The organism is Sorangium sp. So ce590 (genome assembly GCF_051521365.1).
Taxonomy (GTDB): Bacteria; Myxococcota_A; Polyangia; order Polyangiales; family Polyangiaceae; genus Sorangium.
Window position 1 is genome coordinate 5,927,414 of the sequence record NZ_CP150346.1, and the last position, 19,843, is coordinate 5,947,256.

Here is a 19,843-nt window from a genome sequence, read left to right on the forward strand (position 1 = left end):
GCTCAGGCGAGGGCGCGGCGGTAGGTCTCGATGGAGAGGTGGACGTCGAGCGTGCCGGCCATCTCGCGGCAGGAGTGCATGCTCAGCATCGGCGCGCCGACGTCGGCCGTGGCGATCCCGAGCGCGGCCGCGGTGATCGGGCCGATCGTGCTGCCGCACGGGAGGTCGCTGCGCACGACGAAGCGCTGCGGCGCGTAGCCCGCGTCGTGGCAGAGCGCCTCGAGCGCGGCGGCCGTCGCGCCGTCGGTGGCGTAGGACTGGTTCGCGTTCGACTTGATGACGAGCCCGCGGTTGATCTGCGGGGCGTGGCGCGGCTCGTGCTGGTCGGCGTAGTTCGGGTGCACCGCGTGGGCCATGTCCGCCGAGAGGAGCAGCGAGCCCGCCATCGCCCGGGCGAACGCCTGCGGCTCGCGCGCCGGGTACGCGTCGACGATCCGCGCGAGCACGTCGCGCAGCACGCTGCCCGCCGCCCCCACCGCGCTCCGGCTGCCGCACTCCTCGTGGTCGTAGAGCGCGACGACCCGCGTCGCCGCGCCGGGAGCGCCCGCGCCGATCAGCGCGGTGGTCGCGGCGTGACAGCTCGCGAGGTTGTCCAGCCGGGATGCAAAAATGAACTCGTCGGCGAGCCCGCCGAGCGACGCCTTGAGCGTGTCGTACAGGCAGAGATCGAAGCCGAGGACGGCGTCGCGCGGCGCGTCGACCGCGCGCGCGAGCTGGGCGTGCAGATCGGCCTCCCGGCCGAGGCCGATCACGGGGACGAGGTGCTTCTGCGCGTTGAGCACGAGCCCCTCCGAGTTGACCCCGCGGCTCAGGTGGATCGCGAGGTTCGGGATGCGCGCGACGGGGCGGCCGAGGTCGACGAGGTGGCGCTCGATCCGGCCGTCCCTGCGGAGGTGGACGCGGCCGGCCACGCTGAGGTCGCGATCGAGCCAGGTCGAGTACAGCACGCCGCCGTAGACCTCGACCCCGAGCTGCTGGTAGCCGCTCCGCGAGAGCTCGGCGCTCGGCTTCACCCGGAGGTTCGGCGAGTCGGTGTGCGCGCCGAGGACGCGGAAGCCGCCCAGCGCCGGGTGCTCGACCCCGGCGACGAACGCGACGATCGTCGACCCGCCCCGGATGACGAAGCGGCGATCGCCCGGCGCGATCGCCCACGCGTCGCGCTCCCCGAGCTCCGAGAAGCCGGCCGCCGCGAGCCGCGAGGCGACCTCCCGGACGGCGTGGTACGGCGTCGGCGCGCGATCGATGAAGGCGCAGAGGTCGCGCGCGGCGGCGACGCCGCGCTCGCGCAGCGCCGACATCTCGTCCGCGCTCTTCGCGAAGCGCTCGCCAAGGTCGGTCGATGGCTTGGGATCGCCTGGGCGATCGAGGATCTCGGGGGCCGTCATGGGGGCGCCGAGTCTAGCAGAGCCGACGCGCGCCTCGCCCGGCGCGCGCTCGCCCGGATCGCGCCCGCGCCCCCTCGCGCGCCTCGCGCGCCTCTCCGAGATGGCGGCACACGCGCCCGGTGCGTCGTGGTATCGCCCACCGCTGCGCCGCGCGCCGGCCCCTCCGGCGCCGCGCACGCAACGGAGACGCGCCCCGATGTACCGCCTCGTCCGACCGCTCCTCTTCGCGCTGCCGCCCCGCCTGGCGCACGAGCTCGGCATGCTCGCGCTCGCCCCGCTCGAGCACGCGGCGCCGCTCCGCGCCCTCGTGCGCGCCCGCCTCGCGCCCCGCGACGGGCGCATCGCGGTGCGCGCCCTGGGGCTCGACTTCCCCTCCCCGCTCGGCCTGGCGGGCGGCTTCGACAAGGACGCCCGCCGGGCCCGCGCGCTCGCCGCCCTGGGCTTCGGCTTCGTCGAGCTCGGGACCGTCACGGCGCAGCCCCAGGCCGAGAACCCGCCGCCGAACCTCTTCCGGCTGCCGGCCGACCGGGCGCTCATCAACCGGCTCGGGTTCCCGAACCAGGGCGCCGCGCGCGTCACCGAGCGGCTCCAGGGCCGCGGCGGCGCGCCGGCCGTCGGCGTGCCGGTGGGCATCTCGATCGGCAAGTCCCGCGTCGCGCCGCTCGATCCGATCGAGCCCGCGATCGAGGACTACCTCGCGAGCTTCCGGGAGGTGCGGCGCGCGGCCGACTTCGTCGTGATCAACGTGTCGTCGCCGAACACAAAGGACCTCCGGGCCATGCAGGGGCCGGCGATCGCGCGGGCGCTCCTCTCGGCGATCGCGCGGGAGAACCGCGGCGCCGGGACGCCGCTGCCGCTGCTCATCAAGGTCGCCCCGGACCTCGGCGACGAGGAGCTCGAGGCGCTGCTCGCCGTCGTGGAGGAGGTCGGCCTCGCCGGCGTCATCGCGACGAACACGACCGTGCGGCGCGACGGGCTCGCGACGGGCGCGGCGGCCGTCGAGGCCATGGGCGCGGGCGGGCTGAGCGGCCCGCCGCTCCGGCAGCGCTCGCTCGCGATGGTGCGGCGGATCCGCGCGCGCCTCGGGAGCGGCGTCACGGTGATCGGCGCCGGCGGCATCGAGTCGGCGGAGCACGCGATGGACCAGCTCAAGGCGGGCGCCGACCTCGTGCAGCTCTACACCGGCTTCATCTACGGCGGCCCCCTCCTCCCCGCCGCGATCGCGCGCGGGCTGTCGGACCTCGTGGCGCGCTCCGGCGCGCGGTCGATCCAGGAGCTCACCGGCCGGTCGCGCGGCGCGGCCCACGCTGCGATGATCGACCATGGAGCTTGAAGCGCACGTCCACGGCGCCATCCGCGAGATCCCGGAGAGCGAGTGGGACGCGCTCGACGGCGCGGGCGAGGCGCCGTTCCTCTCCTGGGCGTGGTTCGACGCGCTGGAGCGGACGGGGTGCGTGGGCGAGGAGGCGGGCTGGCTGCCCCACCACATCACGCTCCGGGCCGAGGGCGTCCTGCTCGCCGCCGCGCCCGCGTACCTCAAGGACAACAGCGAGGGGGAGTTCGTCTTCGATCAAGGCTGGGCGTCGGCGTCCCACCAGCTCGGCGCGCCGTACTACCCGAAGCTCGTCGTGGCGGTGCCGTTCACGCCCGCCACGTCGCCGCGCCTGCTCGTGCGCCGCCCGGAGGACCGGCCGGCGCTCCTCCAGGTGTTCGCCGAGACGCTCCGCCAGCTCGTCGCGCGGAGCCGCATCTCGGGCGCCCACGTCCTGTTCCCGACCGAGGACGAGGCCGTCGCCCTCTCCGGCGCGGCGATGGCGCACCGCTCGGGCATCCAGTTCCAGTTCGAGAACGAGGGGTATGGGACGCTCGACGACTTCCTCGCGCGCTTCAACGCGAAGAGGCGGCACCAGATCCGGCGCGAGATGCGCGAGGTCTCGAGGCAGGGCCTGTCGATCGAGACGCTGCGCGGCGCGGAGATCACGCCCGAGATCGTGGACGTGATGTTCGACTACTACGCCTCCACGGTGGAGAAGTTCGCCTGGGGCCGGCAGTACCTGAACCGTGCCTTCTTCGAGGAGATCGCGGCCCGGCTCCGCTCCTCCGGGGAGCGCGCCGGGGGCCGGGGAGGCGTCGAGATCGTCCTCGCGCGGGACGGCCGACGCCCCATCGCGGGCGCGCTCAACCTCGCCGGGCCGACGACGCTCTACGGCCGTTACTGGGGCGCTTCGGAGGAGCGCCCCTTCCTGCATTTCAACGTCTGCTATTATCATCCGGTCGAGGACTGCATCGCCCGGGGACTGCGCCGCTTCGAGCCGGGCGCCGGCGGGTCGCACAAACTCGTACGCGGGTTCGCTCCGAGCATCACCCACAGCGCCCACCACCTCGCGCATCCGCGCCTCGACGCTGCGGTGCGCGACTTCCTTGTCCGCGAGCGCGCCGCCGTCCGCGCGAAGACGGCGGACAGGAACGTGGCATTCCGTTGAGCGCTCCTGACGACGCGCGGTGTTGACGTGACGCGCTCGCGGGAGAGATGCTGTCGGGCATGCGCGCCTTTCTTGCCCTCCTCACCTCCTCCATCGTCGTCGGGTTCGCCGTGAGCGGCGGCTGCTCGAGCAATCCGGCGACCGACGCGACCTCGACGACAACGGTGGCGACGGTCGCCGGCGCCGGCGGCTCGCTCGGCTTCGGCTGCTTCGGCGGCAGCCCGGACGGGCGGTGCACGATCCTCGCCCAGGTCCCCGAGAGCTGCGGCTGCCCCGATTGCGCGGACACGGCGAGCTGCCTCGGCTTCTGCAACGACGACGGCGCCTGCGATCTGCGGCCCGACGCCCCCGACGGCGAGGATTGCACCTGCCAGGACTGCGCCAACAGCGTCGCCGAATGCAGCCCGTCGCGCGGGTGCAACGACGCCGAGGGGTGCAACCTCAACGAGGATTGCACCTGCCCCGATTGCACGGACACGCCCCGGTGCACCGACCATTGCACGGACAACGGCTCGTGCGCGCAGTACTTCGAGGGCTGCTCCTGCACCGATTGCCGCTCCGCGGAGCGCTGCGGCGGCAACCCGGCCACGACCACCGCGGCCACGACGGGCGGCGGCGGCGAGGGCGGCACCGGCGGCAGCGGCGTGGGCGGCGACCCGGCCGGCACCGGCGGCAGCGGCGTGGGCGGCGACCCGGCCGGCACCGGCGGCAGCGGCGGCGCCGCCGGCGCGGGCGGCGCCTAGAAGGCCAAGAAAGACGAACCACAGAGGCGCAGAGGGCACAGAGGAGAGAATCAAAGAATTCTTAACTCTGTGTCCTCTGTGCCTCTGTGGTTAAAATTCTCTCTCAGCGTTTCACGAGATCAATCCTTGACGCCTGAAGGCGAGAGGCCGCAGCGCGGGAGGCGTGCGCCGCCTCACTGCTTCGCGGTCAGCCCGTGCTTCCGCAGGAACATCCGCACGTGGTGGCGCTCCATGCCGGCGCGTCGCGCCATCTCGCTGACGTTGCCGCTCGTCGCGCGGATCAGCTCGCTGAAGTAGCGCTGCTCGAACGCCGCGACGGCGCTCCGCTTCGCCTCGCCGAAGGCCGACGTCGGCGCGACGACGTCGCTGCCGCCCTCGAGCGGGAGGATCGCCGCGATCGCCTCGGCCCCGGGCGGCAGGCTCGCGGCCACGCTCGTGACGTTCATGAGCTCGCGGACGTTGCCCGGGAAATCGTGCTGGCCGAGCGTCGTCGTGATGAGATTGACCATCTCCACGGCGCGCTCCGAGCACCCGAGGCGCGCGCAGACGCTCTCGACGAGCAGCGGAATGTCCTCGCGCCGCTCGCGGAGCGGCGGCAGCTCGACGCGCATCTGGGCGATCCGGAAGAAGAGATCGCTCCGGAAGCGCCCGGTGTTCATGCTGCGGCCGAGATCGCTGCGGGTCGCCGCGATGATCCGCACGTCGACGGGCTCGTAGACCCGCGACCCGACGCGCTTCAGCTTCCGCTCGGACAGCACGCGGAGCAGCTTCGGCTGGAGCTCGGGCGGCAGCTCGCCCAGTTCGTCGAGGAAGATCGTCCCGCCGTTCGCCTCGTGGAACGCGCCGCCCTTGCGCTCTGTCGCCCCCGGGAAGGCGTCCCGCTCGTGCCCGAACAGGAAGCTCTCGGCCAGCGCGCCGGGCAGCGAGGCGCAGTCCACGACGATGAACGGGCCGGCGCGCCGGCCCGAGCCGTCGTGGATCGCCTGCGCCGCGAGCTCCTTGCCCGTGCCGGTCTCCCCGGTGATGAGCAGCGACAGCTCCGTCGCGGCCACCTCGCGCAGCAGACGGAACAGGTGGCGCATCCGCGGCGAGGCGCCGATCAGCGGGCCGAAGCTCTCGTCGAAGCCGACGTCGACGCGCTCCTTGTCGAGCGGCTCGAAGCCCAGCACCGAGCTGCCGACCTGGATCACGCACGCGGCCGTCAAGATCGCGTCGCGGATGCGCACCGTCGACACGAACGTCCCATTCTTGCTGCCGAGATCGCGGACGAGCACGCCGGGCCCCTCGGCGCGCAGCTCGCAATGTGTCGAGCTGACCTCCGGATCGTCGACGACCACACCGCAGCTCGGATCGCGCCCCACCACGACCGGCGCGATGCCGATCTTGACAGGATCCCGGCCGGCCACCCGCAGCGTGCCGCCGCGAACGAACCACTGAACCGCGCGAGCGCGGGTCGCATCCCTGGTGGAGCTCATATCCAACGGTTATTCGATTTCTCCGGGCTTGACCACATTCACGTACGCCCCCGCCACCGCATGACTGCGCCCACCTGGGCGCACCGGGTACGCGCCTTCCGGAGGAGCCACAGCGTCGCGTCGCAAAACTTCACAATCACGAGAGGTATCGGGGAAAATTCAGATCCTGCGATGTGCCTGGCGCATAGCGGGAGAGGCCCTCGAGAGGTTAGACTAGGAGGCTACGCAGGAGATGACGCGGGCGCTTCTCCAGCTCGCTTCATCGGGCGTCGTTGAACGACAGCCCACATTGGGTTGTTCGACGGTGCGTCGATCAACGCGGTTCGGGGCTCCGCACTCCCGGTCCCTTCAACGCGGGGGCGCGCGCAGGCGCTCCCGGCGAGGATGCTTATGCCGAGAACAGGATGGTTACTCCGGAAGCGCGCCGCGACGGCCCTGGGGCTCCTCGGGCTCTCCGCGGGCGCGACCGCGCTCGCGTCCGCGTCGAGCGGTTGCAGCAGCGAGGCCGACGGCCCGTGCATCTCCGACGAGCAGTTCTTCGCCGAGAAGGTGTGGGTCCCCATCCTCTCGACGAAGTGCATCGGCTGCCATAACCCGCAGGGGCAGGCGGCGGAATCGAAGCTGATCCTCGCCGGGAGCAGCGAGGCGGGCTTCCTCGACAAGAACCTCGCGACGTTCAAATCGCTCGCGGGGCTCGAGCTGAGCGGCGAGTCGTACGTGCTCCTCAAGCCGACGAAGACGATCGAGCACGGCGGCGGCCACGTCATCGGCGCGGACAGCCCCGAGTACGAGGCGCTCCGGGAGATGGTCGACCGCACGAAGAGCCCGTCGTCCTGCGAGACGGACGTCAACGCGTCCTTCGGCGGCGTGGTGATGAGCGGGCCGCAGGAGACGCTCCGCGCGGCGAGCCTCGAGCTCGCCGGCCGCCTGCCCACCGAGGCCGAGGAGCAGGCCGTCGCGCAGAGCGGCATGGACGCGCTCGATCCGATCCTCGACCAGCTGCTCACGGAGGAGGGGTTCTACGTGCGGCTGAAGGAGATCTACAACGATCTCTTCCTCACCGATCGCTACCTGAACGGCGAGGCGGCCGTCGATCTGCTGAGGAGCGACGCGTACGACCCGAAGTGGTACAACAGCCTCCCGCAGGATCCCGCGCTTGTCGCGAAATACGGCGCGCGCGACCTGGAGGACGTCATCAACAAGATGAAGTCCTGGACGAACCGGGGCGTCGGGCGGGAGCCGCTCGAGCTCATCGCCTACGTCGTGCGGAACGACAGGTCCTTCAAGGAGGTCCTCACCGCCGACTACACGGTCGTGAACCCGTTCTCCGCCAGGGCGTACGGCGTGACGGCCGAGTTCGACAACGACGCCGATCCGGAGGAGTTCGTCCCGGCGAAGCGCGATCCGATCCCGCTCGCGGGCGTGCTCACCTCGCCGGTCTTCCTCTCCAGGCACCCGACGACGAGCACCAACAGGAACCGCCACCGGGCGAGGATGGTCTATCAGTACTTCCTCGGCACCGACATCCTGAAGACGGCCGAGCAGCCGCTCGATCAGACGAAGATCACCGACTTCAACCCGACGATGAACAACGCGGCGTGCACCGTCTGCCACGCCGCCCTCGACCCGCTGTCGGGCGGGTTCCACACCTTCGATTCGTCGGGGCGGTACCGGGCGGACGACACCTGGTACGAGGACATGCGGCCGCCGGGCTTCGGCGCCGAGTCGGTGCCGTTCAGCGAGTTCCCGAGCGCGCTCTCGTGGGTGGCGAAGCGCATCGCCGACGACCCCCGCTTCTCGCTCGCGGCCGTCTACACGATGTACACCGGCCTCACCGGGCAAAAGCCGCTCGTCGCGCCGATGAACGACGATCCGGAGTTCAGCGCCAAGTTCCGGGCGTACCTCGCCCAGTACCACGCCTTCAACGGGATGGCGCGCGACTTCGCCGACGGCGATTACAACCTGAAGACGGTCGTCAAGGCCATCATCAAGAGTCCTTATTTCCGCGCGCGCAACGTCGCGCAGGCGTCGTCGCAGGGCAACGCGCCCTCGCAGCTCGGCGGCACGCGGTTCCTCGGGCCCGAGCAGCTGCACCGGAAGATCTGGGCGGTGACGGGGTATCCGTGGCGCCCGAGGGCGTTCGAGGACGACGGCAGCCGCTACGACTTCCTGCTCCGGCGCGACGCCTACCGCTTGCTGTACGGCGGCATCGACTCGGAGGAGGTGATCCAGCGGATCACCGAGCCGAACGGGATCATGGCCAACGTCGCCGACCGGATGGCGAACGAGATGTCGTGCATCTCGGTGCCGCGCGATTTCAAGCTCCCGCAGGAGGAGCGGCTCCTCTTCCCCTTCGTCGAGGCGACGTTCGAGCCGCGGGACACGAACGATTTCGACGTGCTGCCGGCCGTCGAGGCGATCAAGCAGAACATCCAGTACCTGCACAAGCGGGTGCTCGGCGAGTCGCTCGAGCTCGGCGACCCGGAGCTCGAGCGGACCTACAAGGTCTTCCTCGAGACGTGGGAAGAGGGCAAGGCGGGCATGATGAAGCCGGAGGGCGAGGAGGGCCGCCTCTCGACGAGGCTGCCGGGCGCCTGCCACGTGAACAACGACTACTGGACCCGCGACGGGCTGCCCGAGGAGGAGAGGCTCCAGCGGGACGACAAGTACACGATCCGCGCGTGGATGAGCGTGATGACGTATCTCCTGTCGGATTTCAGGTTTCTTTACCAGTAGGAGCAGCCATGGAACGTCGAGATTTCCTCAAACTGGCATCTATGGCGGGCCTTGGCGTCGTCGCAGCGGGCTCCCTGTCCAGGGACGCCGCGGCGGCCGGCCCCTACACGGGCCCCCTCTGGGTCCACCTCCACGCGAGCGGCGGCTGGGACCCGACGAGCCTCTGCGATCCGAAGGGCGCGATGAGCGTCGAGGAGCAGGGGCGGCGGGAGGCGATGAACCGCAGCTACCTGAACGCGGACATCGGGACGGCCGGCAACCTCAAGTTCGCGCCGGTCGGCGGCAACGCCGAGTTCTTCGAGAAGCACTACAGCCGGCTGCTCGTCCTCAACGGCATCGACACCGCGACGAACAGCCATGACGCGGGCGTGCGCAACACGTGGTCCGGGACGCTCCGCGAGGGCAAACCCGGCTTCGCGGCGCTCGTGGCCGGCGTCCACGGCGGCGAGCTGCCGATGGGGTTCATCAGCAACGGCGGCTACGACACGACGGCGAACCTCGTGGCCGTCACCCGCGTGCCCGACACCGGCCTCCTGCAGCGGCTCGCCTACCCGAACGTGATCGATCCGTCGAACGAGAAACGCGAGAACTACCACACCGACGCCACGATGAAGCGGATCCTCGAGGCGCGGCAGGCGCGGCACGGGGTGAAGCTCGAGCAGCAGCGCCTGCCCCACGTGAAGCAGGCGATGAGCACGCTCTTCACGTCGCGCGTCGGGCAGAACGAGCTCAAGCAGCTCATCCAGTTCCTGCCCGAGGAGTTCGAGCGGGAGTCGCTGCGGCGGCAGGCGCAGGTGGCGCTCGCGGCCTACCGCGCCGGCATCTGCGTCAGCGCGAACCTGACGATCGGCGGGTTCGACACCCACGGGAACCACGACGACAACCACATCCCGCGGCTCGGCCAGATCTGCGACGGCATCGACTTCCTCCTGACCGCCGCGGAGGAGCAGGGCATCGCCGACCGGATCGTCATCGTGGTGGGCTCGGACTTCGGGCGGACGCCGGGCTACAACGAGGGCAACGGCAAGGACCACTGGAACATCACGAGCATGATGCTCGTCGGCGCAGGCATCCCGGGAAACCGGGTGATCGGCGCGACCGACGATCGGCACAACCCGCTGGAGGTCGATCCGGTGACGCTCGAGCCCAGAGAGGGCGGCGTCCGGATCACGCCGGGGCACGTCCACAAGGCGCTGCGCAAGCTCGCGAGCATCGCGGACGACCCGCTCGTGCAGCGATTCCCGCTCTCCGAGGAAGAGGACCTGCCGCTCTTCGGATGACGCGCGCGGCGGGCGCGGCGCGGCGCGGCGCCTCCCCTCGCCCGCCGCTCACTCCACCGAGAACGCGATCTCCTCGCCGGCGGACGCGCCGTCCGCCTCGACGCGGAGCCGGTGTGCGCCGGCGACGAGCGGCCAGTCGAGCGCGAACGGGGGACCGACCTCGATCGGGCGGCCGTCGAGCACGAAGCGCGCGCGGCGCACGCCCGGCGGGACGTCGGCGCGGAGCCGGATGGCCTGCAGCGAGTTGACCGAGGGGTCGAGGACGAACCGGGCGCCGTCGGGCGGGTACGCGACGCGGATACGCGCGCCGGCCGGAGGGACGCCGCCCCCGGGGAGCGGGCCGCAGAGGGGCGACGCCTCCTCGGGCGCGACGGGGCGGCCGGCGGCGCGCGCCCAGGCGGTGAGCGCCGCGTCGTGGCGCTCGAAGACGCGCTCCTCGACCGCCGCGTCCGGGCAGGCGCCGGCGCGCAGGCCGTTGCGGCGATCGATGCGCACGACCTCGTGCATGTCGCACGGCGCGAGCGCCGCGGCGTCGCCGCGCGGGAGGAGCTCCCGGCGGCGGTGCGGGCACGCGGCGGCGGGCCGCATGCCGGAGAGGCCGCAGACCTCGACCTCGGCGAGCAGCTCGGGATCGGGCGGATCGAAGGGGCGCGGCGGCCGGACGCGCGCGGCGGCGAGCATGGCGTCGCGGAAGAGCGGGCCCGCGCCGGTGATGCCGCTGACGCCGCCCATGGAGGAGCCGTCGAAGTTGCCGACCCAGACGGCGACCGTGACGTCGGGCGTGAAGCCGACCGCGAGGTTGTCGCGGAACCCCTTGGAGGTGCCCGTCTTCGCGGCCACAGGGAACGGCAGGTCGAGCGCGCTGCCCTCGCCGAACGAGCCGATGCGCGCCTTGTCGTCGGCGAGGATGTCGACGATCACCCGGGCGCGCGCGGCGTCGAGGACGCGCGCGCCGCGCCCGGCAGGCGCCGCCGGCGGCTCGACGGGAGCCGCGCCGGCGCCGCCCGCGGGCGACGAGAGAGAGAGCTCGCGCACCGCGCGCACCGGCAAGTAGAGGCCGCCGCGCGCGAGCGTGGCGTAGGCGTTCGCGAGATCGAGGAGCCGGACCTCGCCGTCGCCGAGCGCGATCGCGACGCCGTAGCGCGACGGCTCGCGATCGAGCGAGCCCAGGCCGAGCTCGCGGAGCCGCGCGAGGACGCGCTCGGGGCCGAGCGCGGCCGCCGTCCAGACCGCCGGGACGTTGTACGAGCTGGCGAGCGCGTCCCGGAGGCGGACAGGGCCGTGGAACCGCCCATCGTAGTTCCGCGGCACGTAGCTGCCGCCCTCCGCGGTCGGGAACGAGAGCTCGACGTCGGGCAGGACGGTCGCGGCCGTGAACCCGAGCTGCTCCATGGCGAGCCCGTAGACGAACGGCTTCAGGGCGGAGCCGGGCTGGCGCAGCGCGAGCACGCCGTCGTTGTGGCCGAGCCCGGCGGCGTCCTCGATGTCGTGCGAGCCGACGTACGCGAGGATCTCGCCGGTCGCGTTCTCGAGCACCACCACCGCCGCGGCGCCGACGTCGCGGTCCGAGAGGCCTCGGACGGTCTGCTGCGCGAGGACCTCGATCTCGCGCTGGAGGCCGCGGTCGATCGTCAGGGTGATCGAGCTCGCCCGGCCGCGCAGCGGCGCCGCGCCGCCCCCGGGGGGGACGGCGGCCGGGCCCAGCGCGCCGCCGAGCACGGCGCGGACGAGGTGCGGCGCGCCGAGGCCGCTGCCCCTCGGGGCGAGCGCGATGGGCTCGGCGCGGGCGCGCGCGACCTCGGCCTCGCCGGCGAGGCCGGCCGCGAGCATGCGATCGAGGACGCGGTTCCGGCGGCGCTCGAGCGGCCCCGCGCCGCGGCGCGGATCGTACAGCGAGGGGCCGCGCGGCATGCTGGCGAGCGCGGCGGCCTCCGCGAGCGACAGGTCCGCGGTGGGCTTGTCGAAGTAGAAGCGGCTGGCCGCCTCGACGCCGCGCAGGCCCGGGCCGAAGGCGACCCGGTTCAGGTACTGCTCCAGGATCTCGCGCTTCGAGAGCGACGCCTCGACGCGGAGCGCGAGCGCCATCTCGCCGAGCTTGCCGCGCACGGTGCGGGGGCGCGGGACGAGCGCGCGCGCGAGCTGCTGCGTGATCGTGGACGCGCCCGAGACGACGCGCCGCTCCGCCGCGAGCTGGCCGAGCGCCCGCGCGATCGCGATCGGGTCGACGCCGGGGTGGCGCGCGAACCGCCGGTCCTCCGCGGCCAGGAGCGCGCGCTGGATGCGATCGCCGGCCTCGGCGAGCGGCAGCCAGCGCGCGCGCGCGCCGTCGCCGGCGCGGAGCTCGCGGAGCACGGTGCCGTGGCGATCGCGCAGCACCGTGGAGACGGCGCGCTCCTCGAGGGCCCCGAGCTCCGGCGGGAGCGGCGTGAGGGCCGCGGCGACGGCGAGCAGCAGCCACGGGGCGACGGCGAGCGCGAGCGCGAGCCACGCGGCGCGGCGCAGGACGAGCGGCAGGCGCGGGTGGACGCGCGCGAGCCAGCGCCCTGCGCGGCCGGGACCGGGCGGGGAGAGCGCGCGCACGGCTCAGCGCGGACGCGGCGCCGCGTCCGGCGTCCGGCTCCCGACCTTGACCGCGAGGGCGCCCGTCCGGCCGAAGACCTCGGGGCTGTACATCTCCTCCGCGCGCGCGGGCGGGACCACGAACGAGCCGAGCGTCGTGGCGCGCGCGAGGTAGCGGTACCGGTACATCCCGGCCGCCATGTGATCGACGAAGAACAGGACCCGATCGTCGCGCACCTCGCGGACGAAGCGGCTCGGGTTGTACGCGCGGCCGGTCGCGCGCAGGTCGTCCTGATCGTCGTCGTCGTCGTCGTCTGCCCTGCCCTCCGCCGCGTCGACGTCGAGCGAGCGCGCGGACGTGGCGAGGCGCGCGTCGATCGCCTCGAGGCCGGCCGGCAGCGGATCGTCGATGACAACGAAGTCGCGCGGCGAGGGCGTCACGACGAGGATCTCGCCGAGCACGAGGTCGCTGCCGGCGAAGGCGAGCGACGAGGGCGCCGCGCCGGGTCGACGCGGCGCGCCGTCCGGCGCCCCGCCGCCGAGCGCGGCGGCGAGGTCCTCGGGCGCGAGCGCGCGCAGCGACTTCTCGATATAGAAGCCGCGATCGATCCCCGCCGTCGGGAGCTCCTTGCGCGCATAGCGGAGCCGCGCCTCGTAGAAGAGCCGGCCGCGCCCGTCGACGGTGAACGCGAGCGGCGCGCCCGCGGCGCTCGCGAGCCGCGCCGCGGGGATCGACGTCTTGACCTGCTCGGTCGTCGGGCCGTGGAACGGGGCGGAGAACAGCTCCGCCTGCCCAAGGAACACCCGCGCGTCGAAGTCGGGCGCCGTCTTCTCCTGCGCCGCGCGGTACTTGTCGAGCGCGAGCAGCGCCCACGCCGTCTCCTGCGTGCTGCGCCACGTGCCCCCGCGGCGATCCGCGAGCAGGCCCGCCGCGAGCCGCGGCCCGAGCGGGTGCGCGGGCCGCGCCGCGAGCAGCGCGCGCAGCACGAGCGCCGAGGTGCGCGCCTCGGAGTCCATGAGGACCGCGTACGCGTCGCCGTGGTTGTGGACGGCCCGCGCGATCGGGCCGTCGAGGCGCAGCGCGCCCTCGAGCTCGCGCACGAGCTCGTCGACGGCCGCCCTGTCGCTCTTGCCGATCACCATCGCGTGCGCGAGCAGCGCCTTCGAGAAGAGCGGCAGCTTGTCGCGCTCGTCGAACAGCTGGCTCGCGCGCCCTGGGTCGGGGGCGCCGCTCGCCGCGAGGACGTCGAGGATGAACGGCGCCGTCGCCCGCAGCAGCGGATCGCCGCCGGCCTCGTTGAGCCGCGCGCGCAGGAACGAGGTCGCGCGCTCCAGCGCGTCGGCCGGCACCGCGACCCTGTAGCGCTTCGCCTCGGTGAGGCCCCACAGCGCGTACGCGGTGGTCCACAGGTCCGCCCGGTCCGACTCGGCGAAGAAACCGAAGCCCCCGTCCCCGCGCTGGTGCGAGAGGATCTCCCGGACCGTCTTGCCGATCACCGCCGTGAGGTCCTTCGGCAGCGCGATCCCGTAGGCCTTCGAGAGATCGCGCAGCGACAGGAGCGGCACCAGCCGGCTCGTCAGCTGCTCGGTGCACCCGTACGGGTACTCGATCAGCTGCTCCACGCCGCCGCCGAGCCCCACGAGCGCGGTCGGCGCGAGGCTCACCGTGAGCCCGCCGGTGTCGTCGCGGATCGCCGACAGGTCCCCGAGCTTCTCCGCGCTCGCGGTGGTCGTGTCGCCGTAGAGCGCGACGGCCTCCGGCGACATGGGCGCCCTGACCTCGCGGGTCACCTCGACGACGTCCGACGCGCCGCCCCCGGTCGCGCGGAAGCGCAGCGTCGCCGGGCCGGCCCGCGGCGCCGAGAGCGCGAAGCGGACCTCGGCCGACCCGCCCGGGGCGAGCTCGACCGCGCGCTTCGCGCTGCCCTGGAGCGTGAGCCCGGACGCGGCGACCTCCACCTCGACCGTCGTCGGCTTCGCGAGCCCCTTCGACGTGACGACCACGCCGGCGTCGATCGCGTCGCCGGCGCGGAGGAAGCGGGGCAGCGCCGGCCGGGCCATGAGCGGCTGGCTCGCCGTCACGCGGGACTCGCCGTAGCCGAAGCGGTCGTCCTCGGCGGTCACGACCGCCATGATCCGGTAGGTCGTGAGCGAGTCCGGCAGCTTGAAGCTCGCGTGCACCTGCCCGGAGGCGTCGGTGACGAGCGCGGGGTGGTAGTAGGCGCTCTGGCGGAAATCGCGGCGCACGCCCGTGCTGCCCTGGGCGCCGCCGCCGCCCGCGCGCCCCTTGTCGGCGCCGAGATCGGCGAACGGGTTGCGCACGCGGGCGAGCGCCTCGCGCGTCTCGACCGTCGCCACCCTCAGGCTGCGCGGCGCGCCGAACACGGGGATCGGATCCGGCGTCGCGTAGCCGGTCAGCGAGAGCACGCCCTCGTCCACGGCGTAGAGCGTCACCTCCGCGCGCGCGGGCTGGCCTTCGCGATCGCGGACGTCGACGTCGACGCGGAGCGGATCGCCGGGGCGCGCGTCCGCCTTGTCCGGGCGGACGCGCACCGCGAGCCGCTGCGCCTCCGGGTTCACGCGGAGCGGCGCGTAGCCGAGGCGGAACGCCGGCGCGCCGACGTCGGGCCCGGGCACCCCCCCCTTCCCGAGCGCGGGCGGCGGCTTCGTCCGCCCGCGCAGGATCAGCACCGAGACGAACGCGTTCGGCCGGAGGTCCTCCGTGATCGGGACGTCGATCACCGGCATGGCGCCCGACAGCTTCACCATCCGGTGCGACGAGATCCCGGCGCGCTCGACCGTGACCAGCGCGTCGGCCGACGCGAACGGCGACTTCACGATCACGCGCGCCGTCTGCCCGATCTCGTAGCTGTCGCTGTCGGGCACGAGCTCGACCTTGAGCTCGTCGCTGTCGCCGAAGCCGCCGCCGCCCCCCTCGCCGAGCGCGTAGACCCCGGCGGCGGCGCCGACCGGGTTGCCGCGGCGGTCCTTGGCCGTCGCGTGCAGGAGGTAGTAGCCGCCGGAGGGCACCGCGAGCTCGCAGCTGCGCGGCGTCGCCGCCGTCGTCACGCCGCACCGCGCGACGACCTTGTCGACCGGCACGCTGATGCTGCGGTACGCGCTGCCGCTCTCCGCGCGGGCGAGCGTCCACGTCCGATGCACGAGCTCGACCCGGACGGCGACCTGCGCGACGCGCGCCCCCTTCGGATCGACGGCGAGGATCTCCGGCCGGAGCATGTCGCCCGCCTTCGCGAAGCGATCGGGCTCCTTGAGCGCGACGTAGAACTCGGCCGGGTGCACGAGCGCCGTCGAGCTCCCGGCGATCGCCTGGCGCGACACGTCCGTGATCTCCGCCTCGCACGTGACGAGCTCGGTGCCGCGCTGCCCGGGCATGGCGAGCGCCGCGCCGATCGCCGCTTGCCCGGCCGCGTCGAGCTTCTCGCGCCCGCTCTGCACCTCGAACTCGCGCGGGGCCCGGTCCAGCTCGGCGTCGGTGAGCTCGTCCTCGCGGACCGTGAAGCCCTCGATCCCCGGCGGCGAGAACGCCGACGGCGCCCGCGTCACCGAGAGCCGCGCCTCCGCGTTCGTCATCGGCGCCCCGAACAGGTAGTCGCCGCGCGCGATCCAGCGCGCCTTGTCGCCGCGGACGTAGCTCGGCCTGTCGCTCTCGACGCCCACCTTGAACTCGGCGGGGCGGTACTCGGCGACCTCGACGCTGCCCGTCACGTCCGGCCACCCCGCCTCGCCCCCCTGGACCGTCGCGGCGAGGCCGTACGTGCCGAGCCGCGCGGTCTCCGGGATCTTCACGTCGGCCGAGAACGTGCCGAACGCGCTGAGCGACGGCGACAGGGTGACGAGCGCCTCGCCGTCGGGCCCCTCCACCTTGAACGCGACGCTCTTGCCCGCCGGCGTCCTCGTCCCCCGCGCCGCCTCCTCGCGGAAGATCCCCTTCACGCGCACCGTGTCGCCCGGCCGGTAGATGCCGCGATCCGAGAACACCATGCCGAACGGGCGCGGCTCGCTGAAGTCGGACGGCGCGCCGAAGCGCCACCCGCTGAGCGCGTCGGCCACGCGGCGGTACGTCCAGTCCTCGCCCGAGCGCGCGAAGATCACGCCGCGCTCCGGGCCGGACGCGGCGCCTGGCCTGTACGCCGTCGCGGGGACGGTCGCGAACCCCTCGGCGTCGGTGAGCACCGCCGCGGGCGCGCGCGCGCCCGGGGTCCGGATCCACACGCTGGCGCCGGGCACCGGCGCGCCCGTCGACAGGCGCGTCACCCACACGACCGAGCCGTTCGGCGACACCTTCGCGCTGATCCCGAGGTCGGTCACCTGCGCGATCACCGCCTCCGAGGCGGTGCGCGCGTGCCGCGTCCCTGGCCGGCCGGTGTAGCTGATCCCGATCGCGAGCGGCCCGCGCTTGCCCTCGCCGCCGAGCACCTCGCTGGCCCGCACGAGGTGCGTCGCCGGCGCGTTCGTCGCGGCGGCCGGGCGCAGGACCGACTCCTTGCCGGCGGGCAGCGCCGCGATCTCGCTCATCTTCGGGCTCCGCCCCGGGCTGTGCGGGTCGGCCTCCAGCGCGAGCACCGCCTCCTCGGTCATCGCGCCGAGCGCGAGCGAGAGCTCGCGCACGTTCACGGACACGACGGGGATCTCGCGCCGCTGCGCCGGCTCGAAGATGCTCCCGGTGAGGCCTATCTGCGCCTCGGGCCAGCGATCGCCGAACGCGACCTGCTCGGTGACGGCGCCGGCGAGCGCCTGTCCGTGCTGGTCGCGCAGGCCGGCGGCGACGCGCACCTGGTAGCTGCGCCCCGGCACGAAGCGCCCGCCGAGGTAGAGGCGGCTCGTGAGCGTGTCGTCCTCGAGCCACGTCGGCCACGTCACCTTGACGGCGGGCTCCACCGAGATCGCCCGCTTCGCGTCCGCGAAGCGGACGGGGTTCGAGAAGGAGAGCGCGAAGCCCCCGTCGGGCGCGCAGGCCCCCTGCGGCGTGTCGCGATCGCACTCATGGCGCAGCACCCGGAGCGGCCCGTAGGTGCGGTACGAGAACCGCTGCTCCTCGCCGGCCGGCAGCGGCCCTTCGCTGCCGCGGAGGCTCCCGGCCACGACGACCTCGACATCGCTGTTGCGCGGCAGCGGCGCGCGCGGGACGATCTCGGCGAGCATCTCGTTCTTCGGGTCGGGGCGCCGGACGTCGAACGCCACCTTGGCCGCGAGGCCGGCCGCCCGGATGGACACGCTCCGCGCGACCTCGGCGGTCTCGACCGGCTGGTTGAACCTGAGCTCGAACCGCGCGTCCGGCCTGAGGTCGTCCCTCCCCGACCACGGCTCGACGCGCGCGACGCTCGGCAGCTCGGTGCGGAAGGTGAGCACGTAGGGCTCGGCGAGCGCGCTGCCGTCGAGCGCGCGCGTGCCCGCCGGGACCTCGACGGTGAACGCCGTGCCGCGCGGCAGGCGCCCCTCGGGGGCGAACGTGAGGCCGCTCGTGCCGACCCAGCGCCAGCTCCCCGGCGCGGGCGGCTTGAGGATGGCGGGAGCGGCGGCCTCGCCGCCGGCGAGGTCGAGCGGCCGCATGGGCCGGTTGAAGACGAGGCTGATCTCGGCCGGGCTCGTCGTCTGCCCGCGGGGCGCGCCGAACACCACCGCGAACGGCCCCTCCGCGGCCCTGGCGCCCGGATCGAGCGCTCCGGGGGCGAGCGTGCCGCGCGGCGGAACGTTGGGGGCGCGCGCGCCCTGAACGCACGCGAGGCTGAGGGCGATGGCCGCCAGGGCGGCAGGCGCGAACCGGAGGCGCGGAGCGGCGAGCATGGTCCCGCGACTCAGCAATGGGGATGCCGCGGGCGCAAGGGGCCTGTCCGCGGCGGAAGCCGGGCGCGCGATGTGGCAGGCGGGACACACCGGGGGAGCTCCGGGACGCGGCGGACGATGGGGTGGGGTCGTCCGAACATGAAGGCGCGGAGGCGGGAAGAAAATCATCAATGATCTTCATACCTTCCCGCCTTCTCGCCTTCATGTGACACCTCTCCGGGCCAATGCCCCACCCCCATGGAATGGGGCTCACGGCCAGGTGGCCAGCACCGGGGCAATCCACCGTTCCGGATCGCGAAACCCGGGGTGCTGCTCGATGTGCACGAATCGCCGAGATCGCCGGGGAAGGGGCGCCGCCGCGCTGCCGAGGCCCCACTCCATCGGCGCGCCGTTGAGGAGCTGCCCCTGGACGTTGCTCGTCGCGTTCAGCGAGCACGCACGGCTGCCGGCGACGCCGATCCGCCATGTCGGCTCGCGGGCGAGGAGGTTCTTCCTGAGCTCCAGGATCTTGTCCTCCCCCGCGGGGGGCGTGTCCACGCCGTGAGAGAGGTGCACATCCACCGGCGCGCACGTGTCCTCGGCCATGCCGTGCCACTGAATGGCCCACCACGGCTTCTCCCCGTAGTGGGCCATGACCTCCACATGCGTTGTGTGGAACATCGTCGCCGCGTTGCGGGTGGCGTCCGAGCTCGCCGAGGAGCCGTGGAATCCGCCCTCGCCCGGCCTCGCGTCGCGGTGCGCGCCGGCCAGGAGGAAGGTGCGGGATCTCGTCTTCTTGAAGACGGTGACGGCCTGCGTCTCGGTCCCTGCGTCCGCGATCGGGTGCGACACCTGGTGGCTGAGCTCCCGCTCGGCGCTCGCGTCGACGATGAAGGCCCCAAAGCCCCGATCGACCACCCCGTCCCCGTTCCAGTCGGCGGTCTCCATGAGCACGCAGTAGCTGCGGCCGTTGTCCGCGTCGCGGAAGCGCCGGATCTGCACGAAGAGCGACAGGCTGTAAGGGAGCGCGAAGCCGCAATCGCCGCGCATCATGGCGGAAGCGACGCTCCGCCAGGCGCTCATCTCCGCGAAGCTCGGGGCGACGAACGTCCCTGATCCCCGGCTGGGCATCTGGTCGCGAAGGCACGCCACGAGCGCCTCGAGGGTCGCGCTCGATGGACAGGTCCGCTCGACGGCGCCCGTGGCGCCCGTCGGGCGCGTCGCCAGGAGGACGCCGGCGCTCAGGACGAGAAGGAACGATCGGTCGCACCGCATGCCAAAGACACCTCCGGCTCCGGGCTCACCGGGCCGACGTGCGCCGCGTGCAAGGCCGGGACCGGGCGAGAGAGGGGCGCGCTGTGCGGATCGTTCGCGGTCGCCGCGGCCACCACATCGCAG

10 protein-coding genes are annotated in these 19,843 nt (G+C 73.4%); 5 read left to right on the top strand and 5 right to left on the bottom strand.

Translation table 11 applies throughout. The annotated features are described in order from the left end of the window. Positions 1-2: 2 nt before the first annotated feature. Positions 3-1,298 carry a M18 family aminopeptidase gene (locus tag WMF28_RS22030; protein ID WP_437604295.1) on the bottom strand — a complete coding sequence of 432 codons (1,296 nt, stop codon included), beginning with the start codon at positions 1,296-1,298 and terminating at the stop codon, positions 3-5. Between the two features lie 283 nt (positions 1,299-1,581). On the opposite strand from WMF28_RS22030, the gene WMF28_RS22035 reads away from it, so the two are divergent. Genes WMF28_RS22035 through WMF28_RS22045 form a run of 3 tightly spaced genes read left to right on the top strand, consistent with a single transcriptional unit; the run spans position 1,582 to position 4,611 of the window. Then, positions 1,582-2,718, top strand: a complete 1,137-nt coding sequence (locus WMF28_RS22035) for a quinone-dependent dihydroorotate dehydrogenase (RefSeq protein ID WP_437595211.1) — start codon at positions 1,582-1,584, stop codon at positions 2,716-2,718. Further along, on the top strand, positions 2,708-3,868 hold the full coding sequence (locus WMF28_RS22040; protein ID WP_437595212.1) for a GNAT family N-acetyltransferase: 1,161 nt from the start codon (positions 2,708-2,710) through the stop codon (positions 3,866-3,868). Before WMF28_RS22035 ends, WMF28_RS22040 begins: the two co-directional genes overlap by 11 nt. A 59-nt stretch (positions 3,869-3,927) precedes the next feature. After that, positions 3,928-4,611 (top strand): hypothetical protein, encoded by a 684-nt coding sequence (locus WMF28_RS22045; protein WP_437595213.1) that lies wholly within the window; start codon positions 3,928-3,930, stop codon positions 4,609-4,611. A gap of 173 nt (positions 4,612-4,784) precedes the next feature. Here the strand turns inward: WMF28_RS22045 and WMF28_RS22050 are convergent, their stop codons facing one another. Then, positions 4,785-6,086 (bottom strand): sigma 54-interacting transcriptional regulator, encoded by a 1,302-nt coding sequence (locus WMF28_RS22050; RefSeq protein WP_437595214.1) that lies wholly within the window; start codon positions 6,084-6,086, stop codon positions 4,785-4,787. Between the two features lie 390 nt (positions 6,087-6,476). Here WMF28_RS22050 and WMF28_RS22055 point away from each other — a divergent pair, with 390 nt between their 5' ends. Together WMF28_RS22055 and WMF28_RS22060 are read left to right on the top strand one after the other, a co-directional pair. After that, positions 6,477-8,822, top strand: a complete 2,346-nt coding sequence (locus WMF28_RS22055; RefSeq protein WP_437595215.1) for a DUF1588 domain-containing protein — start codon at positions 6,477-6,479, stop codon at positions 8,820-8,822. 8 nt (positions 8,823-8,830) lie between these two features. After that, positions 8,831-10,102: a DUF1501 domain-containing protein gene (locus tag WMF28_RS22060; RefSeq protein ID WP_437595216.1), complete on the top strand. Its 1,272-nt coding sequence runs from the start codon at positions 8,831-8,833 to the stop codon at positions 10,100-10,102. Positions 10,103-10,150: 48 nt separating this feature from the next. On the opposite strand, the gene pbpC is transcribed toward WMF28_RS22060, so the two are convergent. The 3 genes from pbpC to WMF28_RS22075 form a co-directional block, all read right to left on the bottom strand. Continuing rightward, positions 10,151-12,682, bottom strand: coding sequence for a penicillin-binding protein 1C (gene pbpC / locus WMF28_RS22065; protein ID WP_437595217.1), 2,532 nt, complete (start codon positions 12,680-12,682; stop codon positions 10,151-10,153). Between the two features lie 3 nt (positions 12,683-12,685). After that, positions 12,686-18,466 carry an Ig-like domain-containing protein gene (locus WMF28_RS22070; RefSeq protein ID WP_437595218.1) on the bottom strand — a complete coding sequence of 1,927 codons (5,781 nt, stop codon included), beginning with the start codon at positions 18,464-18,466 and terminating at the stop codon, positions 12,686-12,688. Between the two features lie 249 nt (positions 18,467-18,715). Then, positions 18,716-19,720: a hypothetical protein gene (locus tag WMF28_RS22075; protein ID WP_437595219.1), complete on the bottom strand. Its 1,005-nt coding sequence runs from the start codon at positions 19,718-19,720 to the stop codon at positions 18,716-18,718. Positions 19,721-19,843 lie beyond the last annotated feature (123 nt).

What these genes read in the sequence shown, in the direction of transcription:
- WMF28_RS22040 (WP_437595212.1), top strand. Translation starts at nt 2,708, where the DNA reads ATGGAGCTTGAAGCGCACGTCCACGGCGCCATCCGCGAGATCCCGGAG.
- WMF28_RS22030 (WP_437604295.1), bottom strand. Translation starts at nt 1,298, where the DNA reads ATGTCGGCGCTGCGCGAGCGCGGCGTCGCCGCCGCGCGCGACCTCTGC.
- WMF28_RS22060 (WP_437595216.1), top strand. Translation starts at nt 8,831, where the DNA reads ATGGAACGTCGAGATTTCCTCAAACTGGCATCTATGGCGGGCCTTGGC.
- WMF28_RS22045 (WP_437595213.1), top strand. Translation starts at nt 3,928, where the DNA reads ATGCGCGCCTTTCTTGCCCTCCTCACCTCCTCCATCGTCGTCGGGTTC.
- WMF28_RS22070 (WP_437595218.1), bottom strand. Translation starts at nt 18,466, where the DNA reads ATGCTCGCCGCTCCGCGCCTCCGGTTCGCGCCTGCCGCCCTGGCGGCC.
- WMF28_RS22035 (WP_437595211.1), top strand. Translation starts at nt 1,582, where the DNA reads ATGTACCGCCTCGTCCGACCGCTCCTCTTCGCGCTGCCGCCCCGCCTG.
- WMF28_RS22055 (WP_437595215.1), top strand. Translation starts at nt 6,477, where the DNA reads ATGCCGAGAACAGGATGGTTACTCCGGAAGCGCGCCGCGACGGCCCTG.
- WMF28_RS22050 (WP_437595214.1), bottom strand. Translation starts at nt 6,086, where the DNA reads ATGAGCTCCACCAGGGATGCGACCCGCGCTCGCGCGGTTCAGTGGTTC.
- WMF28_RS22075 (WP_437595219.1), bottom strand. Translation starts at nt 19,720, where the DNA reads ATGCGGTGCGACCGATCGTTCCTTCTCGTCCTGAGCGCCGGCGTCCTC.